This is a genomic window from Pseudomonas folii, from assembly GCF_014357575.1.
In the GTDB taxonomy this organism is placed as follows: domain Bacteria; phylum Pseudomonadota; class Gammaproteobacteria; order Pseudomonadales; family Pseudomonadaceae; genus Aquipseudomonas; species Aquipseudomonas folii.
In genome coordinates, this window is sequence record NZ_JACONW010000076.1 from 1 (window position 1) to 26,715 (window position 26,715).

A 26,715-nucleotide genomic window follows, 5' to 3' on the forward strand; every position below is an offset into this window, starting at 1 on the left:
CCGGGTATGCCGAGCGACAGCGAGGTACCAAGTGGTGGGGCAAGAGCGTTTTGCTTACTTTTGCGCCCAAAAGTGAGGCGCCGTAAGGGCGCAACCAATATCAGCCGTGGCTCCGGTAACGGATATGTACACAAGAATTGCTGCATGAAAGTTGTGTAGATACCTATGCCGCGAAAGAGCGACGCGGTCTGCAGTAAAACCGCGGTGTTCTTATCGTCGGAATGCCGCCCAGACCAAGCACCGCTCTCACAGGGAACCGAGTTCGCCACGCGACAACGCGGTGCCCAAGGACACCGCGCCGTCTACCGCATATTTCTCAATCAATACCCCGTAACCGCCCCCGGAATCCACGAAGTCCCTGCCAGCGGCACTCGGGCCATCGCTGCCGATTCAACTGTCAGCGCTACCAGGTCCTCCGGATCAAGGTTGTGCAGGTGAGACTTGCCGCAGGCGCGGGCCATGGTCTGAGCTTCCAGGACCAGCACACGCAGGTAGTTGGCCAGACGACGACCGCCCTCCACCGGGTCCAGACGCTTGGACAACTCCGGATCCTGCGTGGTGATGCCCGCCGGGTCGCGACCGTTCTGCCAGTCATCATAGAAGCCCGCCGCAGAACCGATCTTTTTCAGTTCCTCGTCCAGACGTGGATGGTTGTCACCCAATGCGATCAACGCCGCAGTGCCGATGGCAACGGCGTCAGCACCCAGTGCCATGGCCTTGGCCACGTCGGCACCGTTACGGATGCCGCCGGAAACGATCAATTGCACTTTGCGGTGCATGCCCATTTCCTGCAGTGCCTGAACGGCTTGAGGAATGGCCGACAGAATCGGGATGCCGACATGTTCGATGAACACCTCTTGCGTCGCCGCCGTACCGCCTTGCATGCCGTCGAGCACGATTACGTCGGCACCGGCTTTGACCGCCAGTTTGACGTCGTAATAAGGGCGACTCGCGCCAATCTTCACGTAGATCGGTTTTTCCCAATCAGTGATTTCACGAAGCTCGGCAATTTTGATCGCCAGGTCATCCGGACCGGTCCAGTCCGGGTGACGACAGGCCGATCGCTGGTCAACGCCAATCGGCAAGGTGCGCATACCGGCCACACGTTCGGTGACTTTCATGCCGAGCAGCATGCCGCCACCGCCCGGTTTGGCGCCCTGCCCCAGTACGATTTCGATGGCATCGGCCTTGCGCAGGTCATCGGGGTTCATGCCGTAACGCGAAGGCAGATACTGATAAACCAGGTGCTGAGACTGACCGCGCTCTTCCGGGGTCATACCGCCGTCACCGGTGGTGGTGCTGGTCCCGGCGATGGAAGCGCCGCGACCCAGGGCTTCCTTGGCGTTGGCCGACAATGCACCGAAGCTCATCCCGGCAATCGTCACGGGAATCTTCAGGTGCAATGGTTTCTTGGCGAAACGGTTGCCGAGGATCACGTCGGTGCCGCACTTCTCACGATAGCCTTCCAGCGGGTAGCGAGACACGCTGGCGCCCAACAACAGCAGGTCATCAAAGTGCGGCAGCTTGCGCTTGGTGCCGCCGCCGCGAATGTCGTAGATGCCGGTTTCGGCGGCCCGCTGGATTTCCTGAATGGTCAGCCGGTCGAAGGTCGCCGATTCGCGTAATACGGGAGTCGCTGCTTTCGGGTTAAGAGAGTCGCTCATGGTGTGGCTCCTGAATCAGTACGCGGACGCGTTATCGACTTTGAAGTTGTACAACTGACGGGCCGAGCCGTATCGCTTGAAATCAGCGGCCTTGTGTTCGAAACCGGCGCGATTGAGCAACCCTTGCAGTTCTTCCAGATGCTCGGCGCGCATCTCTTTCTCGATGCAGTCCGAGCCCAGGGATTCCACGGTGCCTTTGACGTAAATGTGGGTTTCGTACAGCGAGTCGCCCAGCGCATCGCCCGCGTCACCGCACACCACCAGTCGCCCGGCCTGGCCCATGAAGCAGCTCATGTGGCCGATGCTGCCGCCGACCACAATGTCGATGCCTTTCATGGAAATGCCGCAGCGCGCCCCGGCGTCGCCCTCAATGACCAACAAGCCGCCGTGGGCCGTGGCGCCTGCAGCCTGAGACGCACTGCCTTTGACCCGCACGTAACCGGACATCATGTTCTCGGCGCAACCCACGCCGACATTGCCGTGCACAGTGATCGAGGCCTTCTGGTTCATGCCCGCGCAGTAGTAACCGGCATGGCCCTGAATATCGATGGACACCGCTTCGTTGACGCCGACCGCCAGGTTGTGTGCGCCGTTGGCGTGAGTCACCACCCACTCGCGGTCCTGCACGTTGTTCACTTGATCATGCAGCGCCTGATTCAGCTCGCGCACGGTGGAGGTGGAAAGATCGATGGTTTTCATGTGTGCGCTCCTTAAGCCGACTCGCGTTCCCAGATGTACATGGTGGCCGGGACCGGTTCCCAGACCTTGGCGTTTTCAATGCCCGGCAGGCTCGACAGCGCCTGATATTCCGAGGCCATGGCCACGTAATCATCGGTTTCCGCGAGAATGGCTGGCTTGCAGGCAATCGGGTCACGGATCACCGCAAAGCCGTTGCGGGTGCCGATGGCGAAGGTGAAGAAGCCGTCCAGTGCTTCCAGCGAACTGTCCAGGGCGGTCTTTAACGAATCGCCCTGTTGCAGACGCCAGGCCAAGTAACCGGCGGCCACTTCAGTATCGTTTTCGGTGTCGAAATTGATGCCTTCGCGGCGCAATTCCTGACGCAGGCGGAAGTGGTTGGACAGTGAACCGTTGTGCACCAGACACAGGTCCGCGCCCGTCGAAAACGGGTGGCTGCCTTCCATGGTCACCGCACTTTCAGTGGCCATGCGGGTGTGGCCAATGATGTGGCTGCCCTTCATGTTCGCCAGACCGAAGCGTTCGGAAATCTCCTTCGGCAAGCCCATGCCCTTGAGAATCTCGATGCTCTTGCCAGCACTCATGATCCGCAAGCTGGGTGCCAGTTCAGCAAGAGCAGCACGCACCACGGCCTCTTCGGCCTTGACCTTCAACACGATGGCGCTTGCGTTCTGAAACCAGTCCAGCGACGCGGCCAGACGACCTTCAAGCGCGGCGACCAGCGCCTGAAAATCGTAGTCTTCAGTGGTTGCCTGCAAGGTCAGCTTGATCCAGCCATCACCCACTTCATCGCCATAGATCGCAAATCCTGCGCTGTCCGGGCCACGATCCGTCATGGCTGCGAGCATCGGTTCAAACAGCTTGCCGAGCTGGGATTCCAGCGCCGGATTTTTCAAATACAAACCAACGATTCCGCACATAGCCTCACCTTGTTCGGGAGCGGTAAGCTGCAAGCTGACCGGGTAGATAAATAGTGTTGTGTCGTTGCCGCAGACTGCTTTTCCTTGCCGCTTACAGCTTGAAACTCGCAGCTGCCGCCCAGCCAAATCAGAAAAACTCGGTGTAACGCTTGATCTCCCAATCACTTACATGGCGGCTGTACTCCACCCACTCCATGCGCTTGAGCTTGATGAATTCGCCAACGATTTCCTGCCCCATCACTTCAGCGAACAACGGGTCCGCTTCCAAGGCATCGCAGGCTTCCTTGAGGGACTGCGGCAGCGTCTTGATGCCGCGCGCGGCAATTTCTTCAAGGCTCAGGCTGTACAGGTTTTCGTTGCAGATCTGCTCGGGTTCCAGCTGACGGTCGATGCCGTCCAGGCCCGCAGCAATGATCGCGGCGCTGACCAGATAGGGATTGCAACCGGCGTCCGGCAGACGGAATTCCAGGCGCCCGTAAGGCACGCGAACCATGGCCGAGCGGTTGTTGGCACCAAAGGCAATAAAGGCCGGTGCCCAGGTCGCGCCTGACAGCGAATTACCCACAACAAGCCGCTTGTAGGAGTTGACGGTCGGTGCGGCGAAGGCACACAGCGCGGGGCCATGGGCGAGCAGCCCCGCCGCGAAGTGGTAAGCCATTTTCGACAGACCCATACCGTGCTTGTCGCTGGCATCGAAGAACAGGTTTTTGCTTTCGGCGCTGCTGATCGACAGGTGAAAATGCATGCCGTTACCGGCGCGCTTCGGGTCCGGTTTTGGCATGAAGGAGCAGATCATGCCCATGTCATTGGCGATCTCGCCGGCCGCCATGCGGAAGAACGTGAAGCGGTCCGCCGACTCCATGGCATCGCTGTAGGTGTAGTTGATCTCGAACTGGCCGTTGGCGTCTTCGTGGTCGATCTGATAGATCTCGAAGCCCACCGGCTGCAAGGCTTCGGTCAGCCGTTCAAGAAAAGCTCGGGAACGGGACAGACCTTTGTAGTCGTAGCAGGGTTTGTCGAGGCTATCGCTGGCGTCGACCAGTTGCAGCTTGCCGCTTTCATCGCGGCGCATCAGATTGAACTCAGGTTCGAGGCCGGTATTAAGCGTCCAGCCTTTGTCTTTCAGACGCTGCACTTGTTGTTGCAGCACATAGCGGCTGTCGTAAGGGTGTGGCTGGCCGTCAACATGCCCGATACACACCACCCGACCATAACCGGGTTGCCATGGCACCGGGATCAGTGTCGACAAATCGCCCTTGGCCATGAAGTCCGGCCCGTGTGGCTCCATGCCCATGCCGCAAATAGCAAAGCCTGCGAACCCTGCACCCGCCTCGGCCACCGCCTCCAGCCCGCAAATCGGCACCGATTTGGTTTTCGCGGCGCCATGAATATCAACGAATTGCGCCAGCACGTATTTGATCCCGTGCTCCTCGATCAAGCGCTGTGTTTCTGGTGGCAACATGAGTGATCACTCCTCGCGATAGGCAAGCGTTGTAGTAGGGATGACGGCTTCACTTTCCATCGGAATAATCAATATTCCGAAAGGGAAAGTTAATTTCCCAACAGGAATGCAAGCTACTTGCCAACTTGGTATGCCAGCGGCCGAAAGGAATGCAGGGGCGAAATTCTGCTGTATATATGGGAAACTCGTTTTCCCACGAGGAATAATCAACCGCCGCAACATGAAGAGCGGAGAAAAACGCACATTCACAGTGCGAAATTAAATTTCATGAACGGAAAACGTGCAGAGCTGATGAACACGCCGAACGAACCTGAACCGAAGTTGAAGCTTGAGCAGTACCTGGGCATTCAGATCAAACGCCAGCGCCAGGCGCAGGAGCTGAAACTGGCAGACGTTGCGCGTATCGCGGGCATCAGTCAGGGCATGCTCAGCAAGATCGAAAATGCGCAGGTCTCCACCAGTCTCGATAACCTCAGCCGCTTGTGCGACGTGCTGGGCATGCCCATGTCCAAGCTGTTCGCCCAGTACGATCAGAAAGGCAGCAGCGCGCTGCTGGTCAAGGCCGATGAAGGGCTGGAGGTGGTCCGCCGCGGCACGGAGAAAGGTCACACCTATCACCTGCTCAACCACACCCGCGGGCCGAAAAAGAGTTTCGAGGCGTACATGGTGAGCATGGACGACGCCAGCGAAGAATTTCCGACCTTCTCCCACCCCGGTACCGAGTTTCTGCACCTGCTGGAAGGCGAACTGGTGTATCGCCACGGCAATCAGCTCTACCGCATGGAAGCTGGCGACAGCCTGACCTTCGACGGCGACATCCCTCATGGCCCGGAAGAACTGGTCAAGGTGCCAATCCGCTTGTTGTCGATCATGAATTATGGGGCGCAGGGGGAGTAAGAGCGGCTCGCTTCTAAATCCGAGCCCATTGATGAGCTGTTCCCTTGTAGGAGCCAACTTGTTGGCGAGGCATCATCCTGTGTAGGCAGGCCTGGCGTCTCTCGAACAAGTTCGTTCTCATCAAACAACAGCAAAATACTGGATTGAAATGCATTTTCTGTAGGAGCTGCCGAAGGCTGCGAAGCATTTCTACTGGTATACCGCCATCGCAGCCTTCGGCAGCTCCTACAGGTCCTATGTTTGCTTCGCGACAGGGGTGTGTCTTGGACACAAGGCACGCTTCTGCAGGTTGAATGCTCTCGGCAAGTATTTCCCCGCCTTATAAAAATTCCCCACAGTAAAAAAAGTTTCCAGAAAATTCTGGACGCAGGATTTTCTTTCGCCTATAAAACCGCCTCATGAATATTTAATTCCTGATGGGAATTTTTATTCACCTAGAAAAAACGTTTTTACAGATGAATTTTCGCCCTGCGCTGAGCTGCCGCCACTTCTCCGAGGACAAGCCATGCAACACGAAAAGAACCATTTCATTCTCAAGATCAGTTGTCCGGCGACGTCCGGCATTGTGGCGGCCGTGGCTTCTTATCTGGCGCACAACAGCTGCTACATCGGTGAAATGGCGCAGTTCGATGATGAGTTCAGCGGGCGGTTTTTCATGCGTGCGGTGTTCCGCTTCAACGATGGACATCTCGGCGATATCGCGGCACTCAAAGCCAACTTCGACGAGGTGGCCAAGGCATTCGATATGCAGTGGGAACTGCATGACACCCGCGAGCCGATGCGTGTGCTGTTGATGGTCAGCAAATTCGACCACTGCCTGACGGATCTGCTGTACCGCTATCACAAGGGCGAGATGGACATGACCATCACCGCCATCGTTTCCAACCATCTGGACTTGCGGCCGATGGCCGAACGCGAAGGGATTCGGTTTATTTATCTGCCGGTAACCAAGGACAACAAAGCCAGTCAGGAAGCGGAGTTGATGAAGGTGGTCGACGATACTCGCACCGATCTGGTGGTGCTCGCGCGCTACATGCAAATCCTCTCCGATGACTTGTGCAAGCAGCTTTCCGGTCGGGCGATCAACATTCACCACTCGTTCCTGCCCGGCTTCAAGGGCGCCAAACCCTATCACCAGGCCTACGAGCGCGGCGTGAAACTGATCGGCGCTACGGCCCATTACGTCACCAGTGATCTGGACGAAGGGCCGATCATCGAGCAGGAAGTACAGCGCGTCGACCACGCCTACCTGCCCGCTGATCTGGTCGCGATGGGCCGCGATACCGAAACCGTGGCGCTGTCCAAAGCCGTCAAATATCACCTGGAACACCGGGTCTTCCTCAATCAGGACAGAACGGTGGTGTTCCCATGAGCGCGAGCAAAATCATTGACGGCAAAGCCAGCGCAGCGCGAGTCCTCGCCCAGGTCAAGCTGGACGTCAACGACTTGAAGCAAGACGCCATCGAACCGGCACTGGCGGTGATTCTGGTGGGTTCGGACCCGGCGAGTCAGGTCTACGTGCGCAACAAGCTCCTGCGCGCTGAAGAGGCTGGAATCCGCTCCCTGGAATACCGCCTGGAAGCCGACACCACTCAAACTCAATTGCTCGACCTGATCGCTAAATTGAACGCGGACCAGGCCGTTCACGGCATCCTGCTACAGCTACCGTTGCCCGCCCACATCCCGGAAACTCGCGCGTTACAGGCGATAGATCCGGGCAAGGATGTCGACGGCTTTCACAGTGAAAACGTCGGTGGGCTCAGTCAGGGTCGCGACGTACTGACACCGTGCACACCCAGCGGCTGCCTGCACTTACTGCGTGAAGCCTGCGGCGATCTGAGCGGCAAGCATGCGGTGGTTATCGGCCGCTCCAATATTGTCGGCAAGCCCATGGCTGCCCTGCTCTTGCAGGCCCATTGCTCGGTCACGATCGTGCATTCACGCAGCGCCGACGCCAAGGCGCTGTGCCGTCTGGCCGACATCGTGATCGCCGCCGTCGGCAAGCCCCGGATGATCGACGCCAACTGGCTCAAGCCCGGCGCCATCGTGATTGACGTCGGCATCAACCGTATCGACGAAGACGGTCGCAGCCGACTCGTCGGCGATGTGGATTTCGACAGCGCCCTGCCCCAGGTTTCAGCCATCACCCCAGTACCCGGCGGCGTCGGCCCGATGACCATCGCGTTCCTGATGAAAAACACGGTCACCGCTGCCCGCCAGCAGGCCCTCGCGCAACGCAGTCAATCGGAGGCCGCATGCCTTTCAACCTTCTGAAGTACGGGCTGAGTTCGGAGTACCCGGTCGAAGTCGACCTACCGGCTCCCAAAGCGCTCAAATCGTCCTATGACGTGGTGATTATCGGCGGCGGCGGACACGGGCTGGCCACGGCCTATTACCTGTCGCGCTACCACGGCATCACCAACATTGCGGTGCTGGAAAAAGGCTATCTCGGCGGCGGCAACACAGCACGCAACACAGCGGTGATTCGCTCCAACTACCTGACCAGCGAAGGCGTGAAGTTCTATGCCGAATCGGTGCGGATGTTCGAGGGGCTGTCCAACGAATTCGACTTCAATATCATGTACTCCCATCGCGGCCAACTGACCCTGGCGCACACCGATGCCACGGTGCGTTCGTTCCGCCAGCGCGCCGAGGTGAACAAGCATTTTGGCGGCCGCACCGAGATGATCGACCGCCAGCAGATCCGCGAACTGGTGCCGAGCCTGAACCTTGATCCCGGCCACATTCCGGTGCTGGCAGGTCTCTGGCACATGGATGGCGCGACCGCACGGCACGATGCCGTGGCCTGGGGTTATGCCAAACAAGCGGCCAAGCGCGGCGTGGAAATTCACCAGCTTACCGAGGTTCAGGAGCTGGTCATCGAGAACGGCACCATCACCGCGGTGAAGACCAATCGCGGCACGATCAAGTGCGGCTGTGCCGTGCAGGCGGTGGCCGGGATGAGTTCACAACTGATGAAAAAGGCCGGCATTCGCTCACCGATTCAGACCTTCCCGCTGCAAGCCATGGTGACCCAGCCGTTCAAACCGTTCCTCGATCCGCTGGTGAGTTCTTCTGCGCTGCACTGCTATGTGCAGCAGACCAGCCGTGGCGAAGTGGTCTTCGGCGGCGGCTCCGATCCGTACCCGCTGTTCAACACCCGTTCGACCCTCGATCTGAAAGAAAGCCTGCTGGCCCACGCAGTGGAAATGTTCCCGTTTCTGGCCAACGCCAAGCTGATGCGGCAGTGGGCCGGGATCACTGACATGACGCCTGATTACAGCCCGATCATGGGGCTTTCACCGGTAAAAAATTATTACCTGGACGCAGGCTGGGGCACTTGGGGATTCAAGGCGACGCCCATCTGCGGCAAAACCATGGCGGAGCTGGTCGCCAGCGGAGGCAAAACCCCGGATCTGATCAAGCCATTCGGCCTGGAGCGGTTTTCGACCTTCCAGCAAGTCAACGAAATGGGCGCCACGGCGGCCAGCCACTGAGGAGAGCAGAACATGAAAGTCATGAATTGCCCGCTCAACGGGCCGCGCAACATCACCGAATTCACTTACGGCGGAGAGTTCAAGCACATGCCGGACCCGCTCACCTGCAGCGACAGCGAATGGGCCGATTACGTGTTCAACAGCGAAGACATGCTGGGCGTGGTCCGCGAATGGTGGATGCATACGCCATCCAGCTACTGGTTTCTGGTTGAGCGCCATACCGGCAGCGATGAAATCATCCGTACTTTTGACCCCAAAGAGGTGTTCACCTCGAGGGTCGAATTTACCGTTGCCCTTGCCAAGGAGATTGCCCGATGAGCGCGCCTGACGAATTCCGGGGGTCGCGACTGGCCGCGCCGATGGGCCTGCTGATCGACCGCAACAAACCCCTGAGTTTCAGTTTCGATGACCGGCTCTATCAGGGCTTTCAGGGAGACAGCGTGGCCAGCGCCCTGCTCGCCAATGGTCGTTTCCTGTTGTCACGTTCGTTCAAGTACCACCGGCCACGCGGGCCGCTGACAATGGCGGGCCAGGACGCCAATACCCTGATTCAACTACCCCGTGAGCCCAACGTGCTGGCGGACACTTTTGCCCTTGAAGAAGGCTTGCAGGCCAGCGGACAGAACTTCAACGGTTCGCTGGACAACGACAAGGATGCCTACCTCGGCAAGTTCTCGAAATTCATGCCGGTGGGGTTTTACTATCGCTCGTTCTACAAGCCCAAGGGCGCGTGGAAGGTCTGGGAGCCGATCATCCGTAAAAAAGCCGGGTTGGGCGTGCTCGATCTGAAGTTTCAACCCGAGTATTACGACAAGGCCTATCTGTTCACTGACCTGGCGGTGATCGGTGCCGGTCCTGCCGGCTTGCAGGCGGCACTGACTGCGGCCAATGCCGGGGCCAAAGTGCTGTTGATCGAGCAGCAACCCATTCTCGGGGGGTCACTGACCTACGCCCGTTTCGACATTGACGGCCAGCGCAGCGAACAATTGCGCCGCGAACTGGTGGAGGCCGTAGAGCACCACACCAACATTCGCATCCTCAAACAAGCCACCTGCAACGCCTGGTTCACCGATAACTATTTGCCGGTGATTCAAGGCAAGCGCATGTACAAAGTGCGCGCCAGCCAGTGCCTGATCGCCAGTGGTTCATTCGATCAGCCGGTGATTTTCCGGAACAACGACCTGCCCGGCGTGATGCTGACCAGCGCCGCGCAACGCCTGATGAAGCTGTATGCGGTCAAGCCCGGCAAACGCGCCGTGGTTCTGACCGGCAATGACGATGGCTACCTCGCCGCGCTGGATCTGCACGAACAGGGTGTCACCGTGGCGGCGCTGGTGGACATGCGTGCCCACACGGCAGACAGGGGATTGTTGCTGGCCCTTGAACAACGGGGCATCAGCTGTCATCAAGGCAGCACGGTATATGAAGCGCTGCATGAAAAAGGCATGCGTCATGTCAGCGGCGTTGATCTGCGCAAGATTACCGGCCAGGGTCAGGTGGCTGGCAGTGGCCAGATCGTGGACTGTGATCTGTTGTGCATGTCCGGCGGCTACATGCCGGTTTATCAATTGCTGTGTCAGGCTGGCGGCAAACTCAGCTACGACGATCAACTGGCGGAGTTCACCCTGAGCGGTCTGCCGAACAACCTCAGCGTGGCCGGTTCGGCTCACGGCTACCATGCGCTGGACAACGTGCTAGCTGATGCGACTCATGCAGCGGCCAACATCATCGTCGCGTTGAATCTTGAGCTGAGCGCCAAGCCGTTGCCCTTGCAGGCCGAAGCGCAGGTCAACTTCCCGTGGCCGATTTTCCCCCATCCCAAAGGCAAGGATTTCGTCGATTTCGATGAGGACTTGCAGGTGCGCGACATCATCAATGCCACCCGCATCGGCTATCGCGATGTGCAATTGGTCAAACGCTACTCAACCGTGGGCATGGGGCCGTCACAGGGTCGCCATTCGGCGCTGCCGACGGCGCGGCTGGTAGCCTCGTCGACGCAACGCAGCGTCAGCGAAACCGGCGTGACCACTGCCCGTCCACCGTTCGAAGCCGAGAAACTGGCCCATGTCGCCGGGCGTGCGTTCGATCCGTACCGGCAAACCCCAATGCACAAACGCCATGTCGAAGCAGGTGCCAAGATGATGCCCGCGGGCATCTGGCAGCGCCCGGCCTATTACGGCAAACCCCATGAACGGGAACGCTGCATGCAGCAAGAAGCCCTGCATGTGCGCAACAAGGTCGGCATCATCGATGTATCTACACTGGGCGGCCTGGATGTGCGCGGCCCGGATGCCGCCGAACTGCTTAACCGCATGTACACCTTTGCCTTCCTCAAACAACCGATTGGTCGTTCACGTTATGCGCTGATGACCAATGAGCATGGCGTGGTCATCGATGACGGCGTGTGCGCACGTTTCGCCGAAAATCACTTCTATGTCACCGCCACCACCAGCGGCGTTGATCGCATCTATCAGCAGATGCTCAAGTGGAACGCCCAGTGGCGTCTGGACGTGGACATCGCCAACGTCACGGCAGCAATTTCCGCAGTCAACGTGGCCGGACCGGACTCACGCAAAGTGCTGGAAAAAGTCTGCTCCGATCTGGATTTATCAGCCGAGAGCTTTCCTTACCTCGGAGTGCGTGAAGGCACTGTGGCCGGGATCAAAGCGCGCTTGTTGAGGGTCGGATTCGTTGGCGAACTGGGCTATGAAATCCACGTACCGGCGCGCCACGCACTCAAGCTCTGGGATGTGCTGACCGAAGCGGGCAAAGAACACGACATGCGCCCCTTTGGCGTGGAAACCCAACGTTTGCTGCGTCTGGAAAAAGGTCACGTGATCATCAGTCAGGACACCGACGGCATGACCCACCCGGCCGAGATCGACATGGGCTGGGCGGTCAGTCGCACCAAGCCATTCTTTGTCGGACGACGCTCGGTGGACATCCTCGAAGCGCAACCGATGAAACGCAAACTGGTGGGCTTTACCCTGCCGAAAAACAGCCCGCAACCACTGGAAGGTCATCTGGTGCTGAAGGGTCCGGACATCAGTGGCAATGTCACATCCTGCGAATACTCGTCGAGCCTGGGCAAGATCATTGGTCTGGCCTACGCGGCGTTCGATCAGAGCCAACCGGGGCAACAGATTCCGATTCGCGTCGAAGGTGGCGTGGTGGTCCAGGCCACAGTCGTAAAACTGCCTTTCTTCGATCCCGAAAACCAACGCCAGGAGCTTTGAGTCATGTCCAGCCTGCAAGCGGAACGTTACATCGGGCCAGGCCCGCTCCAACAATGCGCCCTGATTGACCTGACTGATGTACCCAGAGTCGGTTTTCGCGGCCAGCAAAGCGCCGGGTACCTCAGCGCTCGTGGGTTCTCTTTGCCAGACGCGCCAAACCGCGCCGTAACCCAGGCCGACGGCAGCCACGTTGCCCGGTTGTCCCAGACGGAATACCTGATTCTGGGCAGCCTGGCGGATCAGGGCCAGCGCATCGCCGACGAAGAAGCCCGCTGGGAGCTGGATCACAACGCCAACTACATGCTCCCCCGGCAAGACAGCCACGCCTGGCTGCAGCTCAGCGGCATGCACATCACCGAAGTCATGGCCAAACTCTGCGGCGTGGATTTGCGACCGCAGGCGTTCCCGGAGGGCGCAGTGGCGCAAACTTCAGCAGCGCGTATCAATGTGATCGTGATCAACCTGGGCCCACAGGAATTGCCCGCGTTCCAGATCCTCTGCGACCGCGCTTCACTGGAATACTTCAAGGGTGCCGTGCTGGATGCCATGGGCGAGTTTGACGGGACGTTCTTATGAAACTGAAAATGAATCACTGAAAAAATGCGATTTTTATGTGGGAGCGGTGCTTGCCCGCGACAGGGCTGGATGCGATCTGAAGTGAACCGCGTCCAGCCTTATCGCGGGCAAGCACCGCTCCCACATGGAACCGAATTTGCTGCGCGACAATGCGGCGTCGAACGCGAGTAGCCTCCTCCCACCTGTGGAATTGAACATGCTCGACACACCCGAAAAAGACACCGACTACAGCGTCCCTGCCCTGGCCAGGGGATTGAGCGTGTTGGGGATGTTCAACGCCCGGACCCGCAGCCTGAGCATTCAGGAGATCGCCGAGCGGCTGGGTGTCAGCACTTCAGCGGTGTACCGGATTCTGTTCACCCTCACCAGCATGGGCTATCTGAACAAGCTCAACACCCAGTATGAGCTGGGAGCCAGAGTCATCAGTGACGGCTTCAGTTATCTGGCCAGTCGCGACATCGTGGAAGTGGCGATGCCCCATCTGAACCTGCTGCGGGACCGTACTTCGCTGTCCTGCCATCTGAGCATTCGCGAGCAGACCGACAGCCTGTATCTGTTCCGCGCATTTGCGGCGCAACGGCTTTCGGTCAACATCCCCATCGGCACGCGTATCGCCTGTCACTGCACCGCCATGGGCCGGATGCTGCTGACTGCGTTGGACGAAAACGGTCTGGCGCAGTTGTATCAACACGTAAGACTGGACGGCTATCCCACACCCGCCCCGCGAACCCTGCCTGAATTGCAACGCCTGATCGCCGAAGACCGCGAACGCGGCTGGGTAGTGCATCGGTCCGATTACTCCACCGCGATTGCCACGTCTATCCGGGATCACAACGGCCAGGTGACGGCGGCGATCAATCTCTCCGGCCCGGATGCCGTCATGGACCCCGAAGGTGCTACGAACCGCTTCCAGGACCTGCTGTTTGAATGCAGCGCCAATATCAATCGCGACCTGGGTTTTGCACCGCAAACACTTTGATCAGGGTCAACTGATTCCCTCACGAGCACACTCAAGAACTCCAGAATCCAGCCGATAGCGGCATACCATAATACTAATTAGCAACACATCTGCGTGCCTGCCAAAACCCTCCTGAGACTGCTCAGGGCGTTAGCCAGAACTGCAATCGGAGCATGGATGAACATCAAACAGAAACTGACGTGGGCATTCGCGGTCATCGCGTCCCTGCCAATCATCGTCGTCGCCAGCATCGTCATCATCAACCTGCGCAGCGATGCCACTGATGACTTCTCCGACAACAGCGGCCGCGAGATACGCCAGGTCGCCAATGCGATGCAGCTGTTTTTCGAAGGCATCAGCCAGAATGCCGACTACGTCGCACTCAACCCATTGGTCACCGGTGCCGGAGACAGCATCAAGAGCTACATGAGTGCCGACGCGCCAAGCCTGCCCGAATCCGATGCTCACAAAGCACTGTTTCAGTTTTTCGAAGGCATTGGCAAAAGCCATCCCGCCTACTCCTATGTTTCCTACGGTATGGCCAATGGCAGCTACGCGATCTGGCCCGCCGACACGAAACTCGCCAATTACGACCCGCGTCAGCGCCCCTGGTACAAAACAGCCATGGCCAACCCAGGCAAAACCGTGCGCACTGACGCCTACTACTGGGCCAACGACGACGCGGTTCTGGTCAGCACGGTCCGCACGGTCGCCAACACCGTGGGTAACCCCGGCGGCGTGGTCGCGATTGACGTCTCCCTCAAGCAACTGACGACCATCGTCAAACAGATCAAGCTGGGCGAAAGCGGCTATCTGATGCTGATGGAAAACAACGGCACCATCCTGGTCGATCCGCGTAAACCCGAGCACAACTTCAAGAAAATCGGAGAGCTGGGCGACGGCTACGCGCAACTGGCCAAGGCTGGCAGCGGCCTGACCGAAGTGACGCTGGATGGCGAACGCTACATGGCCAACGTCTTCCCTTCCGAGCAGTTGGGCTGGAGCTTCATCGGCCTGATCAAACAAGAAGAGGTTATGAGTTCCGCCACCCGCCTGACCTGGCTGATCGGGGTGATCGCCGCGGTGTTGGCGGTTATTTTCGCCTTGGTCGGGGCCAGCTTTGCTTCACTCATCGTGCGCCCGATTCGCAGTGTAGCCAGCGGTCTGGAAGGCATCGCTCAGGGCGAAGGCGACCTGACCCACAATCTGGATGTGCGCGGTAACGATGAAACGGCGCAACTGGCTAACTGGTTCAACAAGTTCCTCGCAGCGATCCGCAGCCTCATTCAGCACATCGGTCTGGCCGCAAACAAGATTCTCGATACCTCCACCAGCTCCACTCAGGTGTCGAACAACATGGCAGACGCCGCAGGGCGCCAGCGTGAAGCCGTGGACATGGTGTCGACCGCCTTCCACGAAATGGTTGCTACGGCCAACGAAGTCGCCCGTTCGTGCAGTCAGGCGGCCGAATCGGCAGACAACGGCCAGCGTCAGGCCCGTGAAGGCCAGCAACAGATCGACGATGCGGTTACCAGTGTCGATCAACTGAGCGCTGAACTGTCTCAGTCAGCCACCGCGATGGTGCAGCTGGAGAAAGACAGCAACGCCATTCAGTCCATCCTCGACACCATCCGCTCCATTGCCGAGCAAACCAACCTGCTGGCCCTCAACGCAGCCATCGAAGCAGCCCGTGCCGGTGAGCAAGGTCGCGGCTTTGCGGTGGTGGCCGATGAAGTCCGGGCTCTGGCCAAACGGACTGCCGACTCCACCGCCGAGATCGACAACCTGCTCGGCACCCTCGCCCGCCGCACGTCGTCGGTAACGCAACAGATGAACGCCAGCCTCGCCGTGTCGCAGCAATCGGTGGAGAAAATCGGCCAGGCACGCAGCAGCTTCGGGCAGATTCGTGAATCGGTGGACGTGATCCGCGACATGAATACCCAGATCGCAACCGCCGCTGAAGAGCAACACCACGTGGCGGAAGACATCAATCGGCACATCAGTCAGATTCATGGCGATGCGCAGTTGGTGGCCGAACTTGCCGAATCAGCTCGTGCCGACTCCCGTAGCCTGGCAGCGCTGTCCAGCGAACTGGACGGTCTGGTCAAGCGTTTCCGGACTTGATTGATCGCAGCAAGTCGAGGGTGAATCTCGACTTGCTGCAACATCCAGCAACAATCAGCCGCGCCCACCTCTGAAACACAAATAGAAATAATTCCTGATAGTAACGTTATACTATAACGAATCTATAAGGAATGTCAGAAATGCCCCCTCGCAAAATGGTCTCATTCGCAGGCCTCGCTTTTGGTCTTTTGGCCGACGCCAGCTACGCAGAAAATACACCGCACACTTATGAACTCGACACGATTACGGTCAACGCTGACGCCAACTATGAGTCAGCCACGGGCCCAGTCAGCGGCTATCGTGCCACCCGCTCGGCCACTGCGACAAAGACCGACACCGCAATCAAAGACATTCCGCAATCCATTAGCGTGATCCCCGCCAGCGTGCTCAAGGACGTGGGCAGCCCTAACGTGGAGCGCGCTCTGGACTACGCCGGGGGCGTATCCAGACAGAACAACTTCGGTGGCCTGACCCTCTACGAATACAGCATTCGCGGCTTCACCACGTCCGAGTTCTACAAGGATGGTTTCAGCGCCAATCGGGGTTATCCGAGCACACCGGATGCGGCCAACGTCGAGCGCATCGAAGTGCTCAAAGGCCCCGCTGCCAGCCTGTACGGCCGTGGTGACCCCGGCGGCACGGTGAACATCGTCACCAAGAAACCCCAGGCCGATGCCTTCACCACCCTGCAAACCGGCGCGGGCAGTTGGGATCGCTATCGCACCGCACTGGACGTCAACGCTCCGCTCAACGACGACAAGAGCGTTCTCTCGCGAGTCAATCTTGCAGTTGAAGACAACAACAGCTTTCGCGATCACGTCGAAAGCAAACGGGTCTTCGTTGCTCCGACGTTCAGTTGGCAACTGAGCCCAGACACGTCTCTGTCGGTGGAGACCGAGTTCGTCCGTCACAGCTCTACCTTTGACCGAGGCATCGTCGCCCCCAACAACAAGTGGAGCGGCATGTCCCGGCGAACCTTCCTCGGCGAGCCAAACGACGGCGACATCGATAACGACAACAACATGATCCAAGCGGCGTTGGAGCATCAGTTGAATGATTTCTGGTCGCTCCGTCTGGCCAGTCATTACAAGGAAGGCGAGTTGTCGGGCTTCGCTTCGGAGAGCCGTGCACTGAATGCTGACGGTCGCACAGTCAACCGCCGCTACCGCGAACGGGACATGAACTGGCACGACAGCATTACCCAGCTTGAGCTGCGGGGTCTGGTGGACATCGGCAGCTGGGAGCACCAACTGCTGATCGGCACCGAGTACGAGAATTACCGCAAGAACGAGCGCGTGACTAATACCGCCGGCAGCCCTTATGCCATCGATATCTACCAGCCGGTTTACGGCCAGCCCAAGCCCAACGGCATACGCTCCGGCACGGATTTTTTTGAGCACGTCGAAAGTCAGGCGCTGAACCTGCAGGACCAGATCGTGTTCACCGACAAACTGCGCGGGATGATCGGCGCGCGCTTCGAGCATTTCGAACAGAGCATCGACGACTACGCCGTGAACGTCACCAACAGGCAGCAGCACAACGCGCTGACCTACCGCACGGGCTTGCTGTACCAGATCACGCCGCAAATCGGCCTGTTCGCCAACGCCTCGACTTCGTTTAAACCCAATAACGGTACTGACGCTTCAAGAAAGACCTTCGACCCCGAGGAAGGCGTGGGTTATGAAGCCGGGATCAAGACGGAGCTGCTCGACGACCGCTTGAGCGCCACCCTCGCCGCTTTCCATATCGAAAAGGAAAACGTGCTGACGCTGGATCCGGGCACTGACTTCAATCGCGCTGTAGGCAAGGCGCGCAGTCAGGGTGTCGACCTGCAATTCACCGGGCAAGTAACCGATGCAGTCCGGGTGATTGGCGCATTTGCCTACATCGATGCAGAAGTCACCAAAGGCGACACCACTATCCCGACCGGTAGCCGAATTCTGGGCGTGGCCAAACGCAGCGGCAGTCTGCTCGGGGTTTACGAGTTTCAAAATGGTCTGCTCAAAGGCTCGGATCTGGGCGCGGCGTTCACCTATGTCGGCGACCGCTCCGGCGAGGCAGGTACAAGCTTTGAGCTCCCCGCTTACCACACCGTCGACCTGCTGGCTCATTACAAAGCCAATGAAAACGTCACGGTCGGCCTGAACCTGAACAACCTGTTCGACGAGAAATATTTCGAGCGTTCCTACAGCAACTACTGGGTCGCCCCCGGCGAACCGCGCAACTTGACCGTCAGCCTTACCCTCAGCCTCTGATCACAAGGACTTACCATGCACGCTAAAAAAACAATTCTGGCCCTGAGCCTGATAGGCGCCTTCACCGCACAACAGGCCAGTGCCCATGGCCTGTGGACGGAAGAACGTCGCGGCAACATCGAAGTGGTTTACGGCCATGGCGCCGAGGACAGCAAATTCAAAGCGGAGAAAGTCAGCGGCGCGTGGGCCTATGACGTGAATGGCAAGATGATCCCGGTGACGGTCGAACGCCTTGCCGACCATGCGCGCCTGCAACCCTTGAGCAGGCCGGCAGTGATGTCTATCGCCCTGAACAACGGCATGTGGTCGCAGACTGCGGACAAGAAATGGACCAACGAAGGCCGCACGAAAGTCCCTGGTGCGGTCACGGCGCTAGAGACGTTCAAGTACAGCCTGGCGATTTATGAACCGGGAGTGATACTGCCGCCACTGAAGCGTTTGCGGCTGGTCATCATGCCCCAGGCCGACCCGCTGAGTGTCGGGCCAGGCAAAGCGCTACCGGTGCAAGTGCTGCTGGATGGCAAGCCATTGGCGGGAATCAAACTGATCGGTGACTACCGCAGCCAGCCGGATGAGGTCAGCGCAACCACTGACGCCCATGGCCGGGCCAGTGTCGTGGTACGTAACGAAGGCCTGAACATCATTGCAGCCGAGACTGTAGTGAAGGTCAGCGGCAACCCGGACATCGATGAGCAGGGGCTGTTTACTTCACTGACCTTTGTCGGTGAGGCGCATCACGAGTAACGGCTTGAGCTGAAATGCGATTTCATGTGGGAGCGGTGCTTGCCCGCGATACAGGCACCGCGGTCTGATGTGAAACCGCGTTTAGACTTATCGCGGGCAAGCACCGCTCCCACAAGGAGAATGCATTCCCCTGTTGCACCCAGGTGTACCCAATACTCAAAAATACTTCAACCACGCAATATCCTTGCGCCGCGCCTTGAAGCTGGCGAACGCCTTGACGGCAGGAAACAATCCGACCGCCAGCAACACCGAGCACAGCCAAACCGCGCCCACCGAATCGAAGCCAAAGTAATTACCTTTGTTCGTGCCCCATATCGCCACGGCGATCAGGTACAGAATCTTCAGCACGTACAGGTGCAGCAGGTAGAAGAACATCGGTGCGGCACCGAACACCAGCAGCGGCTTGAACCACACGCGCCCTGCTGTCTTTTCGAACCAGACCAGCAACAACAGACCGATGCCCAGCGTCAGGCTGAGGAACAGCAGCGATGGCGGGTATTTGGTGATGTTGAAGAAGCTCATCAGCGTCTGCACGCTGGTCTCACCGATGGACCACGGCTTCTCGCCGTAACCGTTCACCAGACGCAACAGGAAGAACAGCACCAGCAGACCTAAACCTGCCAGGGCGAGCCTGTTTTGACGCTGGCGCGCATCAGCTCCGGAAGCGAACCAAGGACCCGCCGCGTAACCCAGGGCAATCACACCAATCCACGGCAACAGCGGATAAGACGTGCGCAGACGCAGGCCATCCCAAGGCACCAGCCAACCGCGGTCATGCAGGATCGCCCACGGCACATACATTGCTGAGTCCTGGGTGAAGTGCAGCGTATCCAGCAGGTTATGCCCGGCAATGATTACCACACCGATCACCGCCAGCGCGGGTCTCGGCAGTTTTACCAGGATCGCCAACGCCACCATGCTCAAACCGATGGCCCAGATCACCTGCAGGTACACCGTGGTCGGCGGGAACTGGAAGGTCCAGGCGAAATTGACCAGCGTCACTTCCAGAGCAATCAGGAACAGCCCGCGCTTGAACAGAAAGCCCGACACCTCTTTCGCACCGTAGCGTTCACCGTAGAGATAAGCCGACAGACCGGTCAGGAAGATGAACAGCGGCGCACACAGATGCGCCAGCGTGCGGCTGAAAAACAATTCAGGCGGCGTGGTGGTCACGTCCATCGGGTCCGAAACCTGGAGGTGCAGCAGGAAGGTTTCGCGAACATGGTCAAGCAACATGAACAGAATGATCAGGCCGCGCAACGCGTCGATCGATTGCAATCGAGTGGAAGCCAACGGCTTCAGAGAATGGGTCGTCATTGAAAAACTCATGGTGAGGGATTGATGCGAAAGCGGCTGCTATCCGTTCAAAACGAACGGCTGCGCAAAATCTTGAAAAAGCTGACAAATGTTATGTTATATCAACAGCCAACACAATTGACTGTGATGAGGCTATGCAGGATCTGCTCCAGAATGCGCAGCGTCGTGCGCAAACCAGCCAGTTAACAGCCATAACGTTATTCATTAATGTTATTTAAATATTTTTTCTTATACCTATATCGTCTGCCCATCGCTCGCACATCCCTCTGTTAATCGCTGGAGCACGGCATGACAAAAACCTCGACACGTCGCCCTCGAATTTCCCGTCTGGCCACCTCACTGGGCCTGGCGGCAACCCTGCTGACCGGCAGTCTCGCCATGCCGACCGCTGCCCAGGCGGAAGGACAACTGCGCATCGCCGAGCAGTTCGGCATCGTTTATCTGCTGCTCAATGTGGTGCGCGATCAGAACCTGATCGAAAAACACGGCAAGGCGGATGGGCTGGACATCAAAGTCGACTGGACGCAATTGTCGGGGGGCGCAGCGGTCAATGACGCACTGCTGACCGGCGCAGTAGATATTGCCGGTGCGGGAGTCGGGCCATTACTGACCATCTGGGACCGGACCCACGGCAAGCAGAACGTCAAGGCCGTGGCTTCGCTGGGTAACTTCCCGTACTACCTGGTCAGCAACAATCCCAAGGTAAAAACCATCGCTGACTTCACCGAGAAAGATCGCATCGCGGTCCCGGCGGTGAGCGTTTCGGTGCAATCACGTTATCTGCAATACGCGTCCGCCAAACTGTGGGGCGATGCAGAATATGCGCGACTGGATAAATACACCGTCAGCCTGCCGCACCCCGACGCCGCGGCGAGCATCATTGCAGGTGGAACCGAGCTGACCGGTCACTTCTCCAACCCGCCGTTTCAGGAGCAGGAAGTCGCCGCCAAAGGCGTGCATGTGGTGCTCAACACCTACGACCTGCTGGGTCCGAATTCGCCGACACTGTTGTTCGCCACCGAGAAATTCCGCAACGAGAACCCGAAGACCTACAAGGCGTTCATCGAGGCACTGAGCGAAGCTGAAGACTTTATCCGCAAGGACAAAGGCGCTGCGGCAGACACTTACATCCGTGTTACCAAAGCAAAAATCGACCGGGATGCGCTGCTGAAAATCATCGACAACAAGGACTTCGAGTTCACCATCACGCCGAAGAACACCTACCCACTGGCCGAATTCCTGCACCGCGTCGGCGCAATCAAGAACAAGCCTGCGTCATGGAAGGACTACTTTTTCCAGGATGCCAAGCCGCTGCAGGGTAGCTGAGGGATATACCTGCCTGTAGGAGCTGCCGAAGGCTGCGATGGCGGTGTGTCAGGAACATCGCTTTCGCAGCCTTCGGCAGCTCCTACAGGGTCCTGCTCCTATTCAACACCCCGCAACCCACTCATCAACTCTTCCCGGCATTTGAGCAGCGCCTTCTCGATGCTCTCCCTGGCCTGGGCAATTCGCCAGGCCGGGCCGGCCACGTCAATCGAATAGAAGCCCTGCGGCGTCTGCAGACTCACGGCCACCGAAGCCACGCCTTGGGTGTGTTCTTCGTTGCCATAGGCAATCCCGGTTTTCCTGATGCTTTCCAACTGCTCGAGCAGCTCGGGCAATGTGAGGGTATTGGCCGTCAGCGGCTTGATCTTGCGGCCGATCAGTTTGACCACTGATTCATTGTCCATCCTGGCCAGCAAGGCTTTACCGCCACCAATGCCGTAGATGTTCAGAATGCCCCCCGGTCCGGAGGAAACCCTCAAGGAATGACTCGACACCACGGTGTGCAAAATCAATAGCTCGGCCCCCGCAGCACTGGCCAACACAATGGTTTCGCCAGTCTCAGCCCCCAGCCTTTCGAGGTAAGGCTGCGCCTTCTGCACGATGTCCACATGGCTATGGGAAGCCAGACGCATTAACGCAGGCCCCAGACAGATTCCGCCTCGGCCGTGTACTTCCAGCAGCTCTTCCAGCGCCAGTGCATCGACCAACCGCTGCACCGTGGAACGAGGCAACTCACAACGCTTGGCGATTTCCCCAAGGCTCAAGCCGGCAGGCTCTCCTTCAAGGCTGCGCAGAATCGCTGCTGCCCGGGAAATAACCTGCACGCCACCGCGATCTGGATCCGTCGTTGTCATGGACACACCTTGTCATAAGTACCACTGATTGATACAGTGTACCGCCTTACAGTTAATAGCTGAAACACCCTCAGCAGGATTTTTACGTGTCAGCGCCTCCACCACCGCCCTCTCCCGCTCCCTTTACGCTCCGTCTGGCACTGGGTCTGATCGGTGTGCTGATTGCTGCGCTGACCTCGGGGATCAATGACCGCGTCACTGACATCACGCTGGCCGACATTCTAGGCGTGTACGGTCTGGGACACGATGACGGCACCTGGGTCAGTTCGGTCTACGCTGCTGCCGAAGTCTCGGCCATGCTGCTCGCGCCCTGGTTTGCAGTGACCTTTTCCCTGCGTCGCTTTGCCATCGTCGCGACCTTCGCTTTTACGTTTTTCGGCGCCATCATTCCCTTCGCTCCCAACCTGGAAAGCCTGGTCACCCTGCGCGTATTGCAAGGCATCGCAGGCGGTGCGCTGCCACCTTTGCTGATGACTGCCGCGTTACGTTTTTTACCCTGGCATATCAAGTTGTACGGTTTGTCCGCCTACGCGCTGACGGCTACCTTCGGCCCCAACCTGGCGATGCCGCTGGCTGCACTGTGGACCGAAGGCGTCGATTGGCGAATGGTGTTCTGGCAGATCATCCCTTCAGGGCTGATCGGCGCGGCGTTGATTGCTTATGGATTGCCTCAGGACCCATTGCGTCTGGAACGCTTCAAACAGGCTGACTGGCGGGGAGCATTGCTGGGGGTCAGCGGCATCACCATGCTGGTCATCGCCCTCACCCAAGGCGAGCGTCTGGACTGGCTCAACTCATCACTGATCAGCTTCCTGTTACTGGGCGCAGCAGTGTGTCTGCCCGCGTTTCTGATCAATGAATGGTTTCATCCGCTGCCGCTGTTCAAGCTGCAATTGCTCAAGCGACGCAACTTCAGTTACGGCTTGATCACCTTGTGCCTGTTCCTCTTTGTCGGGCTGGCAGGCAGCGCAATTCCGGCGTCTTATCTGACCCAGATTCAAGGCTATCGCCCGCTGCAAACCATGCCAACTGCATTGATCATCGCCCTGCCGCAATTGCTGATTGCGCCACTGGTGGCGTGGATGATCAATCGCAATTGGGTCGACTCGCGTTATGTGATTGCTTTCGGGCTCGGACTGCTGACCCTCGCCTGTCTGGGCGGCTCGCAGATCACCAGCGAATGGATCCGCGACGACTTCTACCTGCTGCAATTACTGCACACCTTAGGCCAACCCATGGTGGTGGTGCCGTTGCTGATGAATGCGACAGGTGTAATTCAACCCCTTGAAGGCCCGTTCGCATCGTCCATGGTCAACACATTGCGCGGGCTGTTTTCAGTGATTGCCGGGGCTGCGCTGGAAAACTTCGTCACCCATCGCGAGCACTTCCATTCCAACGTTCTGCTCGACGGCGTCGGCACCAGGCTGCAGGGCCTTGAGCCTTTGCACGACATTCAGAGCACTGCTGCGCTGGCCCGTCAGGTCAAGGAACAAGCCTACGTATTGAGTTTCAGCGATGCCTTCCTCGCATTGCTGGCCGTCATCGGCGTTTTGCTGGTCATTCTGCTGACCCTGCCCAAGCGCGCCTATCCACCGCAACCTCCGGTACCGTCATGAAACAGCACAGAACCGCCCTCTCCCTGGCCTGCGTCGCCGTCGTCGTTTGCCTCGCTTACATCGGTTATCGCCTGATCAGCGGCGGCACCGTGCAACAGACCGACGACGCTTACATCCGCGCCGATTCGGTATTGGTTTCGCCGCGCCTTTCCGGACAGATCAGCAAGATCGCTGTTGAAGACAACCAGCGGGTCAAGGCTGGCGACCTGCTGGCTGAAATCGACAATGCCGATTACCGGGTTGCACAACTGTCGGCCAAGGCCAACGTTGAAGCGGCGTCCGCGCAAATCCAGAACCTCAACGCCAGTATCGAACGTCAGGTGGCGGTCATTGATCAAGCTTCTGCCACCACCCGCGCCACGGCTGCATCGCTCAAGTTTGCCCAGGAAAACGCCAAGCGCTATCTGAACCTGTCCAACGCCGGGGCCGGTACTCAGCAGGAACGCCAGAAAGCCGATGCCGAACTGCTGGGCTGGCAGGCCGCGCGAGACCGTGATGAAGCCTCGCGTGTCGCGGCGTCCAAGAGTCTGGATGTACTCAAGGCGCAGCTGGAAGTCGCCAAGGCAGCGCTCGCCAAAGACGAGGCCGCCTTGCAACAGGCTGATCTGAATCTGTCCTATACACGCATTACCGCGCCGCAAGACGGCATGGTTGGTCAGCGCTCAGTCCGCGTCGGCGCGTATGTTTCTCAGGGGCAAGCCTTGATGGCCATTGTTCCTTTGCAGGACGCCTTCGTGGTCGCCAACTTCCGCGAAACCCAACTGGCTCACATGCAGCCGCAACAGAAAGTCGAACTGAGCGTGGACAGCTTTCCTGACCACACCTTCAGCGGCTACATCGACAGTATTGCCCCGGCGACCGGAGTCTCGTTCTCGCCTATCGCGCCGGATAACGCGACCGGTAACTTCACCAAAGTGACCCAGCGTCTGCCGGTGAAAATCAGGTTCGATGCCGATCAGGCAGATCTGCAAAAGCTGCGGATCGGCATGTCGGTCGTGGCGCGAATCGATACCGCGCAGGAGCATTGAGATGAAACGTTGCCTCCTGTTCGCCGCCATGGTCAGCCTCGGAGCCTGCTCGGTCGGCCCTGATTTCCAACGCCCGCAAGCGCAATTACCCCAGACCTGGCAAGCCAGCGTCCGCCCCGGTACCGCGCCGGGCAGCCCTGCTGACAGCCAGTGGTGGCAACAACTGGGCGACCCGCAATTGACCGCACTGGTGGAACGCGCCGCCAAGGCCAATCTCGACGTGCGCGCTGCCAGTAATCGCCTGGAGCAAAGTCGGGTCATGCGTCAGGTCACCGGCAGCCAGCAATTGCCCGGCGTTGCTGCCAATGGCAGTTATCGCCGTGCGCGCAACAGCGCCGAAGGTCTCAATGATCCTTCCGGCGAACAAGGCCAGTCCCCGTTTGAACTGTGGAGCGCCACGCTGGATGCCAGTTGGGAGCTAGACCTCTGGGGCCATGTACGGCGCAACGTCGAAGCCGCCGATGCAGAAATCGAACTGACCCAGGCCCAGCGCGACGGCGTGCTGTTGAGCATCGCCGCCGAAACCGCCACTGATTACATTCGTCTGCGCGGCGTGCAGGCCAAGCTGGGCGTCGCGCGGCAGAACCTGGAGATCGCCAGACAGAGTCGGCAGTTGACGCAGGCTCGTTTCGACAATGGCGTGACCACCAATCTCGATACCTCCAACGCTGCTGCGCAAGTGGCGACCATCGAAGCGGTGATACCAACCCTGGGGGCCGAACAGGACCGCCTGATCAACGCCCTGAGCTACCTCCTCGCCGAGCCGCCTCGCGCACTCAGCGCCGAGTTGCTCGAACCGAAAGGCATCCCTCATCCCGCACCGGATGTGCCCCTGGGCCTGCCCTCGGAACTGGCCCGGCGGCGGCCGGATATTCAGCAAAGCGAAGCTGCCCTGCACCGGGCCACTGCGGCAATCGGCGTGGCACAAGCTGACTTTTATCCACGGATCAGCCTGGGCGCGAGCTTCGGTACGCAAGCGCTGGACGGCTCGGATGTGGGGGCATGGAGTTCTCGTCAATGGACCTATGGCCCAAGCCTGTACCTGCCAATCTTTCAGGGCGGACGCCTGACCGGCACTTTGGAACTGCGCAAACGCAAGGAGCAGGAAGCGGCACTTAATTATCAGCGCGTCGTACTGGGTGCCTGGCATGAAGTCGATAACGCCATGACGGACTATGCCGCAGAGAAGCAGAAGCACACCGCTCTGCAGGAAGCCGTCAGCCAGAACAATATCGCCCTGAGCACCGCTCGGGATCGCTACACCCAGGGCGCGGCGGACTTCATCAACGTGCTGAATGTGCAACGGGCATTGCTGGACACCCAAAGTGCTCTGGTGGACAGCGCGACGGCGGCTGCGATTGACCGGATCAGGCTGTACCGCGCACTGGGTGGTGGTTGGCCGAAGGGTTAATGCGTCGGCGTGGGACCGGCTTTAGCCGGGAAAGCGATATTTCTGACGACACAAATTCAGCGGCTGTACTGGCCTCTTCCCGGCTAAAGCCGGACCCACCGGATGAACGCAGCCCCCCCCTGTGGGAGCGGTGC

20 protein-coding genes and 2 pseudogenes are annotated in these 26,715 nt (G+C 58.9%); 16 read left to right on the forward strand and 6 right to left on the reverse strand.

What is annotated here, in order from left to right; genetic code table 11:
• Positions 1–320 precede the first annotated feature (320 nt).
• The 4 genes from H8S59_RS16030 to glnT form a co-directional block, all read right to left on the reverse strand.
• Positions 321–1,664 carry an FMN-binding glutamate synthase family protein gene (locus H8S59_RS16030; protein WP_095097186.1) on the reverse strand — a complete coding sequence of 448 codons (1,344 nt, stop codon included), beginning with the start codon at positions 1,662–1,664 and terminating at the stop codon, positions 321–323.
• 15 nt (positions 1,665–1,679) lie between these two features.
• Entirely contained in the window at positions 1,680–2,363 is a 684-nt protein-coding gene (locus H8S59_RS16035; protein WP_095097189.1) for a GltB/FmdC/FwdC-like GXGXG domain-containing protein, read from the reverse strand.
• A gap of 11 nt (positions 2,364–2,374) precedes the next feature.
• Entirely contained in the window at positions 2,375–3,280 is a 906-nt protein-coding gene (locus H8S59_RS16040; protein ID WP_187522062.1) for a class II glutamine amidotransferase, read from the reverse strand.
• 127 nt (positions 3,281–3,407) lie between these two features.
• Positions 3,408–4,742, reverse strand: coding sequence for a type III glutamate--ammonia ligase (gene glnT / locus H8S59_RS16045; RefSeq protein ID WP_187522063.1), 1,335 nt, complete (start codon positions 4,740–4,742; stop codon positions 3,408–3,410).
• A 291-nt stretch (positions 4,743–5,033) separates the two neighbouring features.
• Here glnT and H8S59_RS16050 point away from each other — a divergent pair, with 291 nt between their 5' ends.
• From H8S59_RS16050 to H8S59_RS16100, 12 genes and pseudogenes are all read left to right on the forward strand, one after another.
• Positions 5,034–5,639, forward strand: a complete 606-nt coding sequence (locus H8S59_RS16050; RefSeq protein ID WP_187522079.1) for a helix-turn-helix domain-containing protein — start codon at positions 5,034–5,036, stop codon at positions 5,637–5,639.
• Between the two features lie 505 nt (positions 5,640–6,144).
• Positions 6,145–7,011: a formyltetrahydrofolate deformylase gene (purU, locus tag H8S59_RS16055; RefSeq protein ID WP_095097198.1), complete on the forward strand. Its 867-nt coding sequence runs from the start codon at positions 6,145–6,147 to the stop codon at positions 7,009–7,011.
• Positions 7,008–7,913: a bifunctional methylenetetrahydrofolate dehydrogenase/methenyltetrahydrofolate cyclohydrolase FolD gene (folD, locus tag H8S59_RS16060; RefSeq protein WP_187522064.1), complete on the forward strand. Its 906-nt coding sequence runs from the start codon at positions 7,008–7,010 to the stop codon at positions 7,911–7,913. Before purU ends, folD begins: the two co-directional genes overlap by 4 nt.
• Complete coding sequence (locus H8S59_RS16065) at positions 7,895–9,136, forward strand: FAD-dependent oxidoreductase (RefSeq protein WP_187522065.1); 1,242 nt, start codon at positions 7,895–7,897, stop codon at positions 9,134–9,136. The genes folD and H8S59_RS16065 overlap by 19 nt, the downstream gene beginning before the upstream one ends.
• Before the next feature lie 12 nt (positions 9,137–9,148).
• Complete coding sequence (locus H8S59_RS16070; protein ID WP_187522066.1) at positions 9,149–9,454, forward strand: sarcosine oxidase subunit delta; 306 nt, start codon at positions 9,149–9,151, stop codon at positions 9,452–9,454.
• Positions 9,451–12,372 (forward strand): 2Fe-2S iron-sulfur cluster-binding protein, encoded by a 2,922-nt coding sequence (locus H8S59_RS16075; RefSeq protein ID WP_187522067.1) that lies wholly within the window; start codon positions 9,451–9,453, stop codon positions 12,370–12,372. Before H8S59_RS16070 ends, H8S59_RS16075 begins: the two co-directional genes overlap by 4 nt.
• Positions 12,373–12,375: 3 nt before the next feature.
• Positions 12,376–12,948: a sarcosine oxidase subunit gamma gene (locus H8S59_RS16080; RefSeq protein WP_187522068.1), complete on the forward strand. Its 573-nt coding sequence runs from the start codon at positions 12,376–12,378 to the stop codon at positions 12,946–12,948.
• A 196-nt stretch (positions 12,949–13,144) separates the two neighbouring features.
• Positions 13,145–13,927, forward strand: coding sequence for an IclR family transcriptional regulator (locus H8S59_RS16085; protein ID WP_187522069.1), 783 nt, complete (start codon positions 13,145–13,147; stop codon positions 13,925–13,927).
• A gap of 312 nt (positions 13,928–14,239) precedes the next feature.
• A pseudogene (locus tag H8S59_RS27360) lies at positions 14,240–15,172 on the forward strand (HAMP domain-containing protein); the annotation flags it as partial.
• Positions 15,173–15,433: 261 nt separating this feature from the next.
• A pseudogene (locus tag H8S59_RS27365) lies at positions 15,434–16,030 on the forward strand (methyl-accepting chemotaxis protein); the annotation flags it as partial.
• Positions 16,031–16,170: 140 nt separating this feature from the next.
• On the forward strand, positions 16,171–18,285 hold the full coding sequence (locus H8S59_RS16095; RefSeq protein WP_187522071.1) for a TonB-dependent siderophore receptor: 2,115 nt from the start codon (positions 16,171–16,173) through the stop codon (positions 18,283–18,285).
• Between the two features lie 15 nt (positions 18,286–18,300).
• The gene (locus tag H8S59_RS16100; protein WP_187522072.1) at positions 18,301–19,029 is read left to right on the forward strand and encodes a DUF4198 domain-containing protein; all 729 of its coding nucleotides are present in this window, start codon (positions 18,301–18,303) and stop codon (positions 19,027–19,029) included.
• Positions 19,030–19,185: 156 nt separating this feature from the next.
• Here the strand turns inward: H8S59_RS16100 and H8S59_RS16105 are convergent, their stop codons facing one another.
• Positions 19,186–20,346 (reverse strand): acetyltransferase domain-containing protein, encoded by a 1,161-nt coding sequence (locus H8S59_RS16105; protein WP_187522073.1) that lies wholly within the window; start codon positions 20,344–20,346, stop codon positions 19,186–19,188.
• Positions 20,347–20,634: 288 nt separating this feature from the next.
• Here H8S59_RS16105 and H8S59_RS16110 point away from each other — a divergent pair, with 288 nt between their 5' ends.
• Positions 20,635–21,672 (forward strand): ABC transporter substrate-binding protein, encoded by a 1,038-nt coding sequence (locus H8S59_RS16110; RefSeq protein ID WP_187522074.1) that lies wholly within the window; start codon positions 20,635–20,637, stop codon positions 21,670–21,672.
• A gap of 98 nt (positions 21,673–21,770) precedes the next feature.
• Here H8S59_RS16110 and H8S59_RS16115 read toward each other — a convergent pair whose 3' ends face one another.
• Positions 21,771–22,526: an IclR family transcriptional regulator gene (locus H8S59_RS16115; RefSeq protein WP_187522075.1), complete on the reverse strand. Its 756-nt coding sequence runs from the start codon at positions 22,524–22,526 to the stop codon at positions 21,771–21,773.
• An 86-nt stretch (positions 22,527–22,612) separates the two neighbouring features.
• Here H8S59_RS16115 and H8S59_RS16120 point away from each other — a divergent pair, with 86 nt between their 5' ends.
• Genes H8S59_RS16120 through H8S59_RS16130 form a run of 3 tightly spaced genes read left to right on the forward strand, consistent with a single transcriptional unit; the run spans position 22,613 to position 26,581 of the window.
• A complete protein-coding gene (locus H8S59_RS16120) occupies positions 22,613–24,142 on the forward strand; it encodes an MFS transporter (protein ID WP_187522076.1) in 1,530 nt (509 codons plus the stop codon).
• Positions 24,139–25,170: an HlyD family secretion protein gene (locus H8S59_RS16125; RefSeq protein ID WP_187522077.1), complete on the forward strand. Its 1,032-nt coding sequence runs from the start codon at positions 24,139–24,141 to the stop codon at positions 25,168–25,170. Before H8S59_RS16120 ends, H8S59_RS16125 begins: the two co-directional genes overlap by 4 nt.
• 1 nt (position 25,171) lies before the next feature.
• Positions 25,172–26,581 (forward strand): efflux transporter outer membrane subunit, encoded by a 1,410-nt coding sequence (locus tag H8S59_RS16130; RefSeq protein ID WP_187522078.1) that lies wholly within the window; start codon positions 25,172–25,174, stop codon positions 26,579–26,581.
• Positions 26,582–26,715 lie beyond the last annotated feature (134 nt).